The 13,860-nt window shown below is 71.1% G+C and carries 12 protein-coding genes; 7 read left to right on the top strand and 5 right to left on the bottom strand.

All coding sequences use genetic code 11. The features are described 5' to 3' along the window. Positions 1 to 1,161: a ceramide glucosyltransferase gene (locus tag ACP56T_RS00330; protein WP_430910140.1), complete on the bottom strand. Its 1,161-nt coding sequence runs from the start codon at positions 1,159 to 1,161 to the stop codon at positions 1 to 3. A 123-nt stretch (positions 1,162 to 1,284) separates the two neighbouring features. Between ACP56T_RS00330 and ACP56T_RS00325 the strand changes: the two genes are divergently transcribed. Further along, positions 1,285 to 2,196 carry a histone deacetylase family protein gene (locus ACP56T_RS00325; protein ID WP_430910523.1) on the top strand — a complete coding sequence of 304 codons (912 nt, stop codon included), beginning with the start codon at positions 1,285 to 1,287 and terminating at the stop codon, positions 2,194 to 2,196. A gap of 9 nt (positions 2,197 to 2,205) precedes the next feature. Here the strand turns inward: ACP56T_RS00325 and ACP56T_RS00320 are convergent, their stop codons facing one another. Then, the gene (locus tag ACP56T_RS00320) at positions 2,206 to 2,766 is read right to left on the bottom strand and encodes a TetR/AcrR family transcriptional regulator (RefSeq protein WP_430910139.1); all 561 of its coding nucleotides are present in this window, start codon (positions 2,764 to 2,766) and stop codon (positions 2,206 to 2,208) included. A 126-nt stretch (positions 2,767 to 2,892) separates the two neighbouring features. On the opposite strand from ACP56T_RS00320, the gene ACP56T_RS00315 reads away from it, so the two are divergent. Genes ACP56T_RS00315 through ACP56T_RS00305 form a run of 3 tightly spaced genes read left to right on the top strand, consistent with a single transcriptional unit; the run spans position 2,893 to position 8,175 of the window. Continuing rightward, positions 2,893 to 3,984 carry an efflux RND transporter periplasmic adaptor subunit gene (locus ACP56T_RS00315; RefSeq protein WP_430910138.1) on the top strand — a complete coding sequence of 364 codons (1,092 nt, stop codon included), beginning with the start codon at positions 2,893 to 2,895 and terminating at the stop codon, positions 3,982 to 3,984. Continuing rightward, on the top strand, positions 3,981 to 5,075 hold the full coding sequence (locus ACP56T_RS00310) for an efflux RND transporter periplasmic adaptor subunit (protein ID WP_430910137.1): 1,095 nt from the start codon (positions 3,981 to 3,983) through the stop codon (positions 5,073 to 5,075). The genes ACP56T_RS00315 and ACP56T_RS00310 overlap by 4 nt, the downstream gene beginning before the upstream one ends. A gap of 22 nt (positions 5,076 to 5,097) precedes the next feature. Beyond that, positions 5,098 to 8,175: an efflux RND transporter permease subunit gene (locus ACP56T_RS00305; RefSeq protein ID WP_430910136.1), complete on the top strand. Its 3,078-nt coding sequence runs from the start codon at positions 5,098 to 5,100 to the stop codon at positions 8,173 to 8,175. Here the strand turns inward: ACP56T_RS00305 and ACP56T_RS00300 are convergent. Both ACP56T_RS00300 and tsaA read right to left on the bottom strand, forming a co-directional pair. Beyond that, positions 8,120 to 8,833 carry a GDSL-type esterase/lipase family protein gene (locus ACP56T_RS00300; RefSeq protein WP_430910135.1) on the bottom strand — a complete coding sequence of 238 codons (714 nt, stop codon included), beginning with the start codon at positions 8,831 to 8,833 and terminating at the stop codon, positions 8,120 to 8,122. The genes ACP56T_RS00305 and ACP56T_RS00300 overlap by 56 nt on opposite strands. Beyond that, positions 8,830 to 9,336: a tRNA (N6-threonylcarbamoyladenosine(37)-N6)-methyltransferase TrmO gene (gene tsaA / locus ACP56T_RS00295; protein WP_430910134.1), complete on the bottom strand. Its 507-nt coding sequence runs from the start codon at positions 9,334 to 9,336 to the stop codon at positions 8,830 to 8,832. The genes ACP56T_RS00300 and tsaA overlap by 4 nt, the downstream gene beginning before the upstream one ends. A gap of 199 nt (positions 9,337 to 9,535) precedes the next feature. Between tsaA and ACP56T_RS00290 the strand changes: the two genes are divergently transcribed. Then, a complete protein-coding gene (locus ACP56T_RS00290; protein WP_430910133.1) occupies positions 9,536 to 10,762 on the top strand; it encodes an HlyD family secretion protein in 1,227 nt (408 codons plus the stop codon). After that, on the top strand, positions 10,699 to 12,357 hold the full coding sequence (locus tag ACP56T_RS00285) for a DHA2 family efflux MFS transporter permease subunit (RefSeq protein WP_430910132.1): 1,659 nt from the start codon (positions 10,699 to 10,701) through the stop codon (positions 12,355 to 12,357). Before ACP56T_RS00290 ends, ACP56T_RS00285 begins: the two co-directional genes overlap by 64 nt. 17 nt (positions 12,358 to 12,374) lie before the next feature. On the opposite strand, the gene ACP56T_RS00280 is transcribed toward ACP56T_RS00285, so the two are convergent. Further along, positions 12,375 to 13,421 carry a transglycosylase SLT domain-containing protein gene (locus tag ACP56T_RS00280; RefSeq protein WP_430910131.1) on the bottom strand — a complete coding sequence of 349 codons (1,047 nt, stop codon included), beginning with the start codon at positions 13,419 to 13,421 and terminating at the stop codon, positions 12,375 to 12,377. A gap of 4 nt (positions 13,422 to 13,425) precedes the next feature. Between ACP56T_RS00280 and ACP56T_RS00275 the strand changes: the two genes are divergently transcribed. Continuing rightward, positions 13,426 to 13,788, top strand: a complete 363-nt coding sequence (locus ACP56T_RS00275; protein ID WP_430910130.1) for a hypothetical protein — start codon at positions 13,426 to 13,428, stop codon at positions 13,786 to 13,788. Positions 13,789 to 13,860 lie beyond the last annotated feature (72 nt).

The following is a 13,860-nucleotide window of genomic DNA, read 5'->3' as shown; positions in this document are numbered from 1 at the left end:
CTACGCCGCGCCCGGCGAGGCCCGCAGGCGGGCCGATTCCTTCGGCCGGATGTCCATGGCGTTGCCGCGCCAGACGATGGCGCTCTGCATCCAGGCCGCGCTCCACATGAAGGGCAGCACCGCGTCGCGGACCACGAAGGCCAGGATCAGGCGCGGCGAGCGATACCAGCCGGCCTTCGTCGCGAGCGCGTATTCGGCGCCGTACCAGAGGCCCGCCAGCCCCAGCAGCACCGCCGCCGGCGCCGGCCCGCCGGTGCAGGCGAAGGCAGCGAGGAAGGGCAGCACCGCCCCGGTGCCGATCTCGGGCGCGAAGAACAGCGGGAACGTCACCCGGCGCAGACGCGCCCAGCGGAGCTGGCGCGACCAGACCTCGCGCGCCTTGCGCTGGCCCAGGGGCTGCTCGAAGGGCGAGGCGACGAGATGCACGCGCTTGCCCGCCGCGCGCACCAGCTTGGTGGCGGCGGCGTCCTCGGCGATTTCGGCGGCGAGCGCCCGGATGCCGCCCCGCTCCTCCAGGAAGGGCTTGTGCCAGAGCATGCTCTTGCCCTGCGCGAAGCCGAGGCCGAGCGCCTCGCCGGCATATTGCCAGCGCGCCTGGAGCGTATTCAGGAAGGCACATTCGACCTCCGCGAAAAAACCGTCGGGCCGCGCGCCCACCGGCGTCGAGCAGACGAGGCCGGTGTCGGCGCGCCAGGCCGCCTGCAACTGCTGGAGGTAGTCCGGCGGCATCAGCACGTTGGAATCGGCGAGCACCACCCAGTCGTGGCGCGCCGCCTCCCAGCCGCGCACGCAGTTGTTGAGCTTCGGGTTGTCGCTCACCCGCTCGTCGCCGACGACGAGCCGCGAGGGGACATGCGGATGCGCCGCCATCAGCCGGCGCACCAGCGGCACCACCGGGTCGCCGGCCTCCGCGACGCAGAAGATCAGCTCGTAATCGGGATAGGAGAGGGAAAAGCCCCGGCCGAGGGTCTCCTCGCTGAAAGGCTCGAGCCCGCAGACCGGCCGCACCAGGCTGACCGGCGCCCCCGCCGGGAAGGCGGAGGCACGCCGCGTCGCGCCGAGCCGGACGGCCGCCACCGCGAGGCTCGCGAGATGGACCAGCGTGAGCAGCGCGCAGAGCGACAGGGCGAGGACGGTGCCGTTCCCGACGAAACCCGCCATGCCGACTCTCCAGAAACGCCGCCCGTGGCCCCGCGTCGCGGCGGCGCCCCCTTGTTAGCCGAGGCCCTAACAGGCGCGGCGTTTCAGTCGTATGACAGTCGCCGCAGCGCGAAAGCCCGAGCCCTGAGCGTCCCGATCGTCTTCCATCCCGCCTACGAGGCGACCCTGCCGGACGGCCACCGCTTCCCGATGGGGAAATACGGCCGCCTCGCGGCGCGGATCGAGGCGGCGGGACTGGTGCCGGGCGGATTCGTGCGGCCGGAGCCGGCCGACGCCGATCTCCTCGCCCTCGTCCACGACCGCGCCTATGTCGAGGCGGTGCTCGCGGCCAATGTCCCCCGCGCGATCGAGCGCGAGATCGGCCTGCCCATCGAGAAGAGCGTGGTGCGCCGCGCCCGCGCCTCCGTTGGCGGGACCCTGGCGGCGGCGCGCCTCGCCCTCGCGGGCGGGCTCGCGGGCAGCACCGCCGGCGGAAGCCACCATGCGCGGCGCGCGCACGGGGCCGGGTTCTGCACCTTCAACGACGTCGCCATCGCCGCCCGCACGCTCCAGGCGGAAGGGGCGCTGCGCCGCGCGCTGGTGGTGGACCTCGACGTCCATCAGGGCGACGGCACCGCCGACTGCCTGTCGGGCACGCCGGACCTGTTCGCCTTCTCCCTGCATGCCGAGCGCAACTACCCCGCCCGCAAGATCCCCGGCGACCTCGACATCGGCCTGCCGGACGGGCTCGACGACGCGGGCTATCTCGCCGTGCTGCACGCCCGGCTGCCGCCGCTGCTCGACGCGCTGGCGCCCGATCTCGTCTTCTACAACGCGGGCGTCGACCCGCACCGGGACGATCGGCTCGGCCGCCTCGCGCTGACGGACGACGGGCTTCTCGCCCGCGACCGCTTCGTGGTCGGCGAGACGCGGGCACGCGGCATCCCGCTGGTGGCGGTGATCGGCGGCGGCTACGGCCGGGATGTCGATGCCGTCGCCGCCCGGCACGCCCTGGTCTTCGCGGCGATGGCGGCGGAGTCGGGACGGGCGGGCTGAGGTGCCGGGTCAGCGGCCGGCGCGAGCGGCGGTTTCGAGGGCGCCGAAGAATCGCTCCAGTTCGTCGCCCTCCAGGGCGTGGAAGCCGAGCGAGCGGCTCATCATCAGGCCGATGAGCGAGAAGGCCAGCATCGCCCCGGCGCCGGGGGCCGCCTCGACGGACTCGAGCTGCGCCAGACGCTCGGCCAGGAAGGCGCGGAAGCCCGCCGCCGCCTCCGCGTTCTCGGAGGAGGCGATCAGCAGCGAATCGGGGAAGCCGCACTCGTCGGCATAGACCTGCCGCGCATGCGCGATCAGCGCCAGCGGGATCGCCGCCGGGTCGGAGCCGAGGGCGGCGGCGCATTCGGCGATGCCCGCCTGCATGCGCTGGACCTTGCGCGCGGCGAGCGCCGTCACCAGCGCGTCCTTCGAGGCGTAGTGGTGCAGCACGCCGCCCTTGCTGAGGCCGGCCTCCGCCGCCACCGCGTCGATGGTGAGCGTCCGGCTGCCGGAGCGCCGCAGCAGGCTCTCGGCGGCGTCGAGGATGATCTCCGGCCTGTCGTCGCGCCGGCTGCGCGCTTTCGTCATCATGCCCTCCGGGCCGCCTCGACCCGATGCCCGCCCCTCGGCAAGCCTCCGCCGAAAAACCGTCTGGACGGTCGGTAATGTAGGGGATAAGGCTTCGGGGGGAAAGGGCCGAATCGGGATCCGACCGTCATGTCCAGCCTTCGCCGCCTCGGCCTCGCCGGCATCCTGCTCGTCCCGCTGCCCGCCGCCGCGGCGGATGCGGTGCCGCTCGGCGCGCAGACGCTGGTGCGCACCGTCCTCGCCCGCAAGCAGCCCGTGGCGCTGGACGTGGTGTTCACCGGCGACATCCAGGCCCAGGCACAGACGAACGTCTCCTTCCGCACCAACGGCAAGATCGCCCAGCGCCTCGTCGAGGTCGGCGACCATGTGACGGCCGATCAGGTGCTGGCGCGGCTCGATCCGCAGGAGCAGCAGGCCAACCGCGCCAATGCCGAGGCGGCATTGAACTCGGCCGAGGCGCTCCTCACCCAGGCGAAGCTCGCCTTCCGCCGGCAGGAGTCGCTGCTCGCGAGCGGCTACACCACGCGGCCCGCCTACGACAACGCCGAGCAGCAGCTCAGGACCTCGCAGGCCGCCGTCGATTCGGCCCGCGCCGCGCTGGGCACCGCCAAGGAGCAGTTCTCCTACACGGAGCTGCGCGCGGGCGTGGACGGCATCGTGCTCAGCCGCTCGCTGGAGACGGGGCAGGTGGTGCAGGCGGGCCAGTCGGTGCTGTTGCTGGCCCAGGACGGCGGCCGGGACGCGGTCTTCAACGTCTACGAGGCGCTGCTGGCGACGCCGCCCGAATCGAAGACCGTCGAGATCACCCTTCAGGCCGACCCTTCCGTGACGGCGACGGGAACGGTGCGCGAGATCGCGCCGAGCGTCGATCCGTCCTCGGGGACGGTGCGGGTCAAGGTCGGGATCGCGAAGGTGCCGGAGGCCATGGGGCTCGGCGCCGTGGTGATCGGGCGGGGGCGCTTCCGCCCGCGCGAGGCGATCACGGTGCCGTGGTCGGCCCTGTACCGCTGGCACGACAAGCCGGCGGTGTGGGTGCGCGACGCGGGCAAGGGCACCGTCGCGCCGCGCACCGTCACGGTGGACCGCTACGGCGCGGACACCGTCTCCGTCGCGGACGGGATCGTGCCCGGCGATGAGGTCGTCACCGCCGGCATCCAGTTCCTGCGCCCCGGCCAGACGGTGACGCTCGCCAACGACGAACCCACGGGAGCGGCTCGGTGAGGGCGACCCTGCATCCGGCCGCCGCCATCGGCGCGGTCCTCCTCCCGCTCGCCCTCGGCGCATGCGACCGGAGCGGAGAGGCGGAAGCGCCCCCGCCCGTGCGGCCGGTGCTCTACGCGGTGGCCAAGCCCGTCGAGCGCACGATGTTCGGCCCCTTCGCCGGCACGGTGGAGCCGCGCTATTCCTCCCAGCTCGGCTTCCAGATCGGCGGCCGGGTGGTCGCCCGCGACGTGACCATGGGCGACGTGGTCAAGAAGGGCCAGCGCCTCGCCGCCCTCGATCCCATCGTGCCCCGCTTCGGGCTGGTCCGGGCGGAGGCCGACGTCGCCGACGCGCGGGCGCAGGCCGAGAACGCGATCGCCACCGAAGCGCGGACGCGAAAACTGTTCGAGGGCAACAACGTCACCCAGGCGCAGCTCGACGGGGCGGTGGCCAACCGCGACACCGCGCAGGCGCGCCTCGCCCAGGCCCAGGCCAGCCTCCAGAAGGCCCGCGACCAGATGGGCTATACAGAGCTCAAGGCCGATTTCGACGGGGTCGTGACCGAGCGCAGCGCCGAGGTCGGGCAGGACCTGACGCCGGGCCAGGCGGTGGTCACGGTGGCGCGCCCCGAGGCCCGCGAGGCGGTGGTCGACATCCCCGAGAACCTGATCGGCGCCATGCCCATGGACGGCCGCTTCACGGTCTCGCTCCAGAGCGCGCCGGAGATCACCGCGCTCGGCACCGTGCGCGAGGTGGCTCCCTTCGCCGACCGGCGCACCCGGACGCGCCGCATCCGCATGACGCTCGATTCGCCGCCTGCTCCCTTCCGGCTCGGCACCACCATCACCGTCTCGCTGTCCCAGGCGACGCAGCCGCGCATCCCGCTGCCGGCGACCGCCCTGCTGTCGGAGGACGGACGCGACTTCGTCTGGGTCGTGGACGCGGCGGGCACCCATGTCGGGCGCCGTGCCGTCACCGTGGCCGAGCGCGGGCCGGGCCGGGTCGCGATCGGGTCCGGCCTCGCGGCCGGCGAGCGCGTGGTGGTGGCCGGCGCCCATTCCCTGAGCGAGGGCCAGACCGTCCGGCTCTCGGACGAACCGCGCCCGTAGGCTCGAGACCGGGATCCGATCCGTGAAAGACTTCAACCTCTCGGAATGGGCGCTCGCCCATAAGTCCTTCGTCTGGTTCCTGATGGCGATTTGCATGGTCGCCGGCACGCTGGCCTATCGCGGGCTCGGCCGTGAGGAGGATCCGCCTTTCGCCATCAAGACCATGGTCGTGCAGGCGAACTGGCCCGGCGCCACCATCAAGGACACGCTGGAGCAGGTCACGGACCGGATCGAGAAGGAGCTCCAGCAGCTCAACGCCCTCGACTACCTCAAGAGCTACACCACCCCCGGCCAGACCACGGTGTTCGTGCAGCTGCGCGACACCACCAAGGCCACCGAGATCCAGCCGGCCTTCTACCAGGTGAGGAAGCGCCTCGGCGACATCCAGGGCACCTTCCCGCAAGGGGTGCAGGGGCCGTTCTTCAACGACGAGTTCGGCGACGTCTACGGCAACGTCTACGGCTTCACGGCCGACGGCCTGACCCACCGGCAGCTGCGCGACTACGTGGAGGGCGTGCGCACCGACATCCTCAAGGTGCCCAATATCGGCAAGACCCTGCTGCTCGGGACGCAGAAGGAGACGATCAACCTCGACTTCTCCACCCGCAAGCTCGCCGGCTTCGGCATCGACGTGCAGGCGCTCATCAAGACGCTCCAGGCCCAGAACGCGATCTCCCCCTCGGGCGTGGTCCAGGCCGGGCCGGAGCGGGTGTCGGTGCGGGTCAGCGGGCAGTTCGCCTCCGAGGATTCGCTGCGCGACATCAACCTGCGGGTGAACGACCGCTTCTTCCGCCTCTCGGACGTGGCCGAAATCAGCCGCGGCTACGAGGACCCGCCGGCGGCGATGTTCCGCGTCGACGGCAAGCCCGCCATCGGCCTCGCCATCGCCATGCGCCCCAACGCCAACCTGCTGCATTTCGGCGAGGATCTGAAGGCGCGCATGCGGGTCGTCGAGGGCAAGCTCCCCATCGGCGTCGGCATCCACCTCGTCTCCGACCAGCCGAAGATCGTCGAGGAGGCGGTGGGCGGCTTCACGCAGGCGCTGGTCGAGGCCGTGGTGATCGTGCTCGCGGTGAGCTTCCTCAGCCTCGGCGTGCGCGCCGGGCTGGTGGTGGCGATCTCGATCCCGCTGGTGCTCGCCATCGTCTTCGTCATCATGCAGGTGATGGGCGTGACGCTCCAGCGCATCTCGCTCGGCGCGCTCATCATCGCGCTGGGCCTGCTCGTCGACGACGCCATGATCACCGTCGAGATGATGGTGGCGCGCCTCGAGCTCGGCGACAACCTCAAGAAGGCCGCGACCTTCGCCTACACCTCCACCGCCTTCCCGATGCTCACGGGCACGCTGGTCACGGTGGCGGGCTTCCTGCCCATCGGCTTCAACGGCTCCTCGGCGGGCGAGTACACCTACAGCCTGTTCGTGGTGATCGCGGCCTCGCTGCTGGTCTCCTGGGTGGTCGCGGTGCTGTTCGCGCCGCTGATCGGCGTGGCCCTGCTGCCCAAGACCATGAAGGGCCACCACGACAAGCCCGGCCGCATGACCGGCCTGTTCATGGCCACGCTGAGGCTCTCCATGCGCCTGCGCTGGCTCACGGTGGCCGTCTGCGTGGGGCTGCTGGCGCTGTCGGTGGTCGGCCTCGGCCATGTCCAGCAGCAGTTCTTCCCGCAGTCCGACCGCAACGAGGTGCTGGTCGACATGACGCTGCCGCAGAACGCCACCATCGACGAGACCCGCCGCCAGATGGACCGCTTCGAGACGGCGCTGAAGGGCGATGCCGATATCGAGCGCTGGACCTCGTACGTGGGCCAGGGCGCGGTGCGCTTCTACCTGCCCCTCGACCAGCAGCTCGGCAACGCCTTCTTCGGGCAGATCGTCATCGTCGCGAAGTCGATGGAGGCGCGCGACCGGCTGATGGCGCGGCTGGAGGAGTTCGGGAAGCGGCAGTTCGTCGGCATCGACGTGTTCGTGAACCCGCTCTCGCTGGGCCCGCCGGTCGGCCGGCCGATCCAGTACCGGCTCAGCGGCCCCGACCTTCAGACGGTGCGCGAGAAGGCGCTGGCGCTGGCCTCCATCGTCGCCGGGAACCCGCATGTGGCGGTGCCGACGCTGGACTGGAACGAGCCCGGCAAGGTGCTGCGCGTGGCGATCCTCCAGGACAAGGCCCGCGCCCTCGGCGTCACCAGCGAGGACATCGCCACCATCCTCAACGGGGTGGTCGGCGGCACCGCCATCACGCAGGTGCGCGACTCGATCTACCTCGTCACCGTCGTCGGCCGGGCACGCAGCATCGAGCGCTCCTCCCTCGACACGCTCCAGAGCCTCCAGGTGACGCTCGCCAACGGTTCGGTGGTGCCGCTACTCGCCTTCGCCAAGATCGACTACGACCTCGAGCAGCCCATCGTCTGGCGCCGCGACCGGGTGGCGACGCTCACCGTGCGCGCCGCGATCCTCGACGAGACCCAGCCGCCCACCATCGTCGCCGCGCTCAAGCCCGAGATCGACGCCTTCGCCAAGGCGCTGCCCGAGGGCTACACGCTGGCCACCGGCGGCGCAGTGGAGGAGGCGGCCAAGGGCCAGGGGCCGATCGCGGCGGTGGTGCCGGTGATGCTGCTGACCATGGCCGTCATCCTGATGATCCAGCTCCAGAGCGTGCAGAAGCTCTTCTTGGTGGCGAGCGTCGCCCCGCTCGGGCTGATCGGCGTGGTCGCCGCGCTGCTGCCCTCCGGCAAGCCGCTGGGCTTCGTCGCCATCCTCGGGGTGCTGGCGCTGATCGGCATCATCATCCGCAACGCGGTGATCCTGGTGAGCCAGATCGAGGAATGCGAGGCGGACGGGCTCGGCCCCTGGGACGCCGTGGTGGAGGCGACCCGCCACCGCATGCGCCCGATCCTGCTCACCGCCGCCGCCGCGAGCCTCGGCATGATCCCCATCGCCCGCGAGGTGTTCTGGGGCCCGATGGCCTACGCCATGATCGGCGGCATCATCGCGGCGACCTTCCTGACCCTGTTCTTCCTGCCGGCGCTCTATGTCGGCTGGTACAGGATCAAGGCGCCGAAGCCGGGCGAGGAGGGCACAGGACCGGCGCCAGCGCATCCATGACCGGCCGGTAGCGGGCGAGATGCAGCCCGTCGCGCAGGGCGCCGGGCCTGGCGAAGCCGGTGTCGCCGTCGCGAAGCTCCGCGAAGGGGTCCGCGAAGACGCAGCCGAGGCGGCCGCACAGGGCGCGCAGCCGCTCCGAGTAATGCGCCACCGCCGCCGGCTCCAGCCAGCGCGCCAGCTCCCGACCGACCGGGGGCACGGCCGTCACCACGAGGCGGTCGGTGTTGGCCATGAGCGTGCGCAGGATGCGCTCGGCGGACGCATCGAACCGCGCCGTCGCGTCCGGGCCGAGCGGCTTGTTCTTGGCCATCAGGTCGTTGGTGCCGATGGTGAGCGCGGCGGCCCGCGCGCGCCTGCGGAAGGTCAGTGTCGCGACGAGATCGGCATAGACCGCCGCGCTCGACCCGCTGACGCCGCCGTTGACGAGCTCCGTCCCGCAGGGGCGCTGCGCGGGCGATTCCAGCTCCGACTGCGAATCGCCCGCGAGGAAGACGTAGCCGGCCGGCGCCTCGTCGAGATGGACCTGCACGGCGATGAGCCGGTTCTGGGCATAGGCGCGCGCGTTCATGGCCGGCGGGCGGTGAAGCACCCAGCCCGTGCCGATGCCCGCCGCCAGCAGGGCGAGGCCGGCGCCGCCGAGCAGGAGGACGCGCCTCACGCGAGCGCCCCGCCCTGGAGCCCTGAGCGGTCCAGCACCGCCTCGGGCCGCGAATCCGTGCTGGCGTAATAGGGCTTGATGTCGAGGAGCGGGGTGCCGTCGAGGCAGTCGAGCCCGCGCACCCGCAAGGCGCCGTCCTCGATGCCGAGCAGCTCCACCACCGACAGCGCGATCGGGTTCGGCCGCACGGGCGAGCGCAGGGAGAAGGTGCCGCGCAAGCCGTCCGCGTGCCGGGGCCGTTGCAGCACCAGGGCGCGCTCGGCCCGGTCCATCCAGTAGAGCAGGATCAGGTGGCTGGCGCCCGCGACGTTCCGAAGGCCGGGGCGATAGCGCTCGTCCACCAGCACCGTGCAAACGGCATCGCTCTGGAGCCCGTTCTTCGGGCAGTCCGCGCGCTCCGTCCAGGGCGTGCGGATGCGGCCGATGAAGTAGAGCCCGGCGTCGTGGGTGGCGGGCAGCGCCACGCTCTCCTCGCCCTCGCGCCGCGCCGGTTCGCCGCTCATCCGCCTCTCCTCCGCCTCACCGACGCTTTGGTCCGAACGCCGCCGCGCCGCAAGTTGCCCGACGCGACGCGCGGATTCCGGCGCATGACGGAACCGCAGCGCGGAACCTTGGGGCGCCGACCTCCTTATCTGCCCGAGGCGGCATTCTCTGCGCTCCCATCGCTTCCGCGATGCGGAGATGTCCCGGACGATTCCAGCGATGCTCGACGACCAGCGACCGGCCCCGCCCAAACGGCGCGGCGCCTCGACCGAGGCCGTGCAACCCGCCGATGCCGAGGACGCGCGGCGCGATGTCCTCGACGTCTCCGAGACGGGCCTGAAGGAATCCGTGCCGGAGGACGGGAAGGCCGATACCGACGGCCGGCCCGAGGCGAACGACGAGCAGGAGGAGGACAAGCCGAGCCTTCTGCGCCGGCACCCGGTCTGGTTCGGCCTCGGCGCGCTCGCCGTCGTCGTCCTGGCGGTGGCGGGCTATTTCTACTGGCTGATCTACCTTCACCCCTACGAGAGCACCGACGACGCCTTCGTGGATGCGCGCAGCTACAGCGTCGCCCCGAAGGTCTCCGGCTACGTGGTCGAGGTGCCCGTCACCGACAACCAGCATGTCGAGGCCGGCCGGACCCTCTTCCAGATCGACAAGCGCGACTACGAGGTGGCGCTCCAGCAGGCGCGGGCGCAGATCGAGTCGGCCAAGGCGTCGATCCAGAACGTCGACGCCCAGATCGAGGGCCAGAAGGCGCAGATCGACGTCGCCAAGGCGCAGGTGACGCAGACCCAGGCCGCCCTCGACTTCGCCAAGCAGGACGCCGCCCGCTACCAGGACCTCGCCAGGAAGGGCGCCGGCACGGTCCAGCAGTCGCAGCAATCGACCTCGAATCTCGAGCAGCAGGAGGCGAGCCTCCAGCGGGCCCAGGCGAGCGTCATCGCCGCCCAGACCCAGATCGGCGCGCTGGAGGCGCAGAAGGCGAGCGCCAAGGCGAGCCTCGCCAATGCCGAAGCCCAGGCCGCCCAGGCCGAGCTGAACCTCGGCTACACCACGGTGATCGCGGCCCAGCCCGGCCGGGTGGTGCGGCTCTCGGGGGCCAAGGGCCAGTTCGCGCAGGCCGGCCAGAGCCTCTCGATGTTCGTGCCCGACGAGATCTGGATCACCGCGAACTTCAAGGAGACGCAGATCACCGACATGCGGCCGAACCAGAGCGTCGAGGTCGAGATCGACGCCTATCCCGACCGCAGGATCACCGGCCGCGTCGCCTCGGTGCAGCCGGGCTCAGGGACAGCCTTCAGCCTGCTGCCGGCGCAGAACGCAACCGGCAACTACGTGAAGGTGGTCCAGCGCGTGCCGGTGAAGATCGTCGTCGACACATGGCCCGACGACGTCGCCATCGGGCCCGGCCTGTCCATCGTGCCCACGGTGCGGGTGCGGTGAGCGCGACCAAGGCGGGCGCCCTTCCGCTGGCACCGGGCGGGCACAGCCCCTGGGCGGTGGCGCTGGTGGTGGCGCTCGCCACCTTCATGGAGGTGCTCGACACCACCATCGCCAACGTCGCGCTGCGCTACATCTCCGGCGGCCTCGCGGTGGGGCCCGACGAGGCGGCCTGGGTGGTGACGAGCTATCTCGTCGCCAACGCCATCGTGCTCACCGCGTCGAGCTTCCTGGCCAAGCGCTACGGCCGCAAGGCGTTCTTCATGTGGAGCGTGGCGCTGTTCACGCTCTCCTCGATCCTGTGCGGCTTCGCCTGGAACCTGCAATCGCTGCTGTTCTTCCGGGTGCTCCAGGGGCTCGGCGGCGGCGGCATGGCGCCGTTGGCGCAGTCGATCCTCGCCGACAGCTTCCCGCCGCAGAAGCGCGGCCAGGCCTTCGCCCTCTACGGCCTCGCCATCGTCGTCGCCCCGGTGATCGGGCCGACGCTCGGCGGCTGGCTCTCCGACAACTGGTCCTGGCACTGGTGCTTTCTCATCAACGGTCCCGTGGGCCTGATCTCGCTCGGGCTGATGTCGGTGCTGCTCCAGGATTCCGAGAAGGCCATCGCGGAGCGCAAGGCCCTGCGCCGGAAGCGCGTGCCCTTCGATCTCGTCGGCTTCCTGCTGGTCGCGACCTTTCTCGGCTCGCTGGAGGTCATCCTGGACGAAGGCCAGCGCAAGGATTGGTTCGGCTCGAACCTGATCGTGGTCTTCGGCCTTCTCTGCCTCGTCGCCTTCGTGCTGATGATCCCCTGGGAGCTGACCCGCAAGAACCCCGTCATCGACCTCAAGCTGCTGTTCCGGCGCCAGTTCGCGGCCTGCTTCCTGGTGATGATGGCCACCGGCGCGATCCTGATCGCCACCACGCAGTTCATCCCCCAGATCGTGCAGGAATATTACGGCTACACCGCCACGATCTCGGGGCTCGTGCTGGCGCCGGGCGGCATCGTCACCGTGGTGATGATGCTCGTCGTCGGGCAGATCTCGGGCAAGGTGCAGCCGAAATACCCCATCGCCATCGGTGCGTCGGTGGTGGCCTTCGCCATGTACCGGCTGACCTGGCTCTACGGCGACGTGACCTTCGGGTTCTTCGCCTGGGCGCGGGTCTATATCGGGATCGGGCTGTCGCTGATCTTCATATCGATCACCTCGGCCTCCTACGAGGGCATCGATCCGTCACAGACGGATCAGGCCTCGGCCCTCATCAACGTGGCGCGCAACGTCGGCGGCTCGCTCGGGGTGTCGCTGGCGCAGAACGTCCTCGCCTACCGCCAGCAGTTCCACCAGAGCCGGCTGGTGGAGTCGATCGTGCCCTCGAGTCCCGCCTATCAGGAGACCATGAACCGGGCGACCGAGTACTTCTCCCATTACGGCGCCATGGGCGTCGACGCCCGAGGCCAAGCCACCGCCTGGATCGGGCAGCAGCTCGCGACGCAGGTCGCGTACTGGGCCTATATCGACGTGTTCTTCGTGCTCGCCATCGTCTCGGCCTCGGCGGTGCCCCTCGCCATGATCCTCAGCAACGTGAAGCTCGGAGGAGGGGCGCCGGCGGCGCATTGAGAGCCGCCGGCGGATCGTCAGGGATCGAGCGCCTCCGTCACGAGGATGCGCGGCCGCGCGGGAGGCGCCGCCGGTTCCTCGGGAGCGGGGCTCAGCGCGCCGACCCCCTCGAAGCGACTGAGGCGCTTGTCGATCATGCCGTCAAGGCGCTGGTGCAGCTCGGCCACCGTGAGCGCGCGAACGCTCTTGCCGGCGTTCTTGCCGCCGCTCTTTCCGCCGCTCTTGCCCGCCGCCTTCTCCGGCGCGCCTTCGACCTTGCCGACGAACAGGCTGCGGTTGGAGCGCGCCGCGTTGCGGAAGGCGTCGCGGGCGATCTCGTCCGGCTTGTCCGAGGAGAGCGCGAGGAACCGGCGGGCGCTGGCCGAGCCGAGGAAATGGGCGAGGTAGAGCTCGGGCGTGCTGAGCTCGCGGCCGATCTGGCTCTCCACCCGCGAGCGGTCGCGCTTGACCAGCTCCGCCGCCATCACCGCCGACACGTAGGGGTCGCGGCGCAGGCCGAGCACGCGCGCGCGCAAAGCGGTGTCGGGGATCGCGATCGCCCCGCCCTTGCCCGTCACCGAGGCCGCCTCCGCCGCGAGCCCGTGCCGGGCGCCGTAGTCGCGCATCATCTCGAGCCATGTCGCCGTGACGAACTGAAAGAGTCCCTCCGCCGAAGAGGCGGGGTTCCTCGCCCCCGCGTCGAAGCGGGATTCCTTGTCGGCGAGCGCCATCAGGTAGACCGGATCGACCCCCGTCTCGGAGGAGGCACGCAGGATGCTCTCGACCACCCGGCGCGGCACGCTGGTATCGCCGAAGCGCACCTCCTCGCTCGCGGCCCCGTCGGCCTGCGGCTTGGGCAGGGCCGCGAGCGATCCCTCGATGATCGTCGTCGTCGCGGGCACCTGTTCGAGCAGCGGCACCCCGCGCCAGTCGGCGAGGCGATCGGCCGCGCCGCCTTCGAGCGCCTGCGCGCCGGCGGCGCTTTCGTCGAGCCGGTCATGCGCGAAAACCTCGCCGCCGGAGCCGAGCGCGATGCCGGCGAGCAGCCCGACCGCCACGAGGCCGCGCAGCAAGGCCCGCGACATCGCCGTGCTGGTCGAGGTCCTGGCGGCCGGCCACCATGTATTGAGCGCGCCCGATGTCGCGCCGACCTTTGAAATGAAGATCTTGCAAGGCACAAGACCGCCCGCGTCGTCGGCGCAATGCGCCGGCTCCGGTACAACCCCCATTCGTCTTGCCTTTTCGTGCCGCGGCGTTCTCTGGCGCGGCTTCGATGAAGAGGCGGCTATTTGGTGGGAGCTTTTGTCCGCAATGGGACGGCTCCATGATGCAAGCGTGACCCTTCTGAGAACGCCGCCGCACCGCCATGCGGCCGCCGCAGGGCCCGTTCGGGTCTGGTTCAGCCGGGCTGCGCCATGTATGTGGCTCGCCCAGGCTTGGAACGAAGCCTGACGGACCCAAGTTAGCTAGGGCCATGCGAGCGTCGGCGCCGATCCTTCGGCGCGTTCGCGGACCCTGAAGAGC

The organism is Methylobacterium endophyticum (assembly GCF_050591105.1).
GTDB lineage: Bacteria > Pseudomonadota > Alphaproteobacteria > Rhizobiales > Beijerinckiaceae > Methylobacterium.
This window is presented reverse-complemented; position numbering and strand designations above follow the sequence as displayed.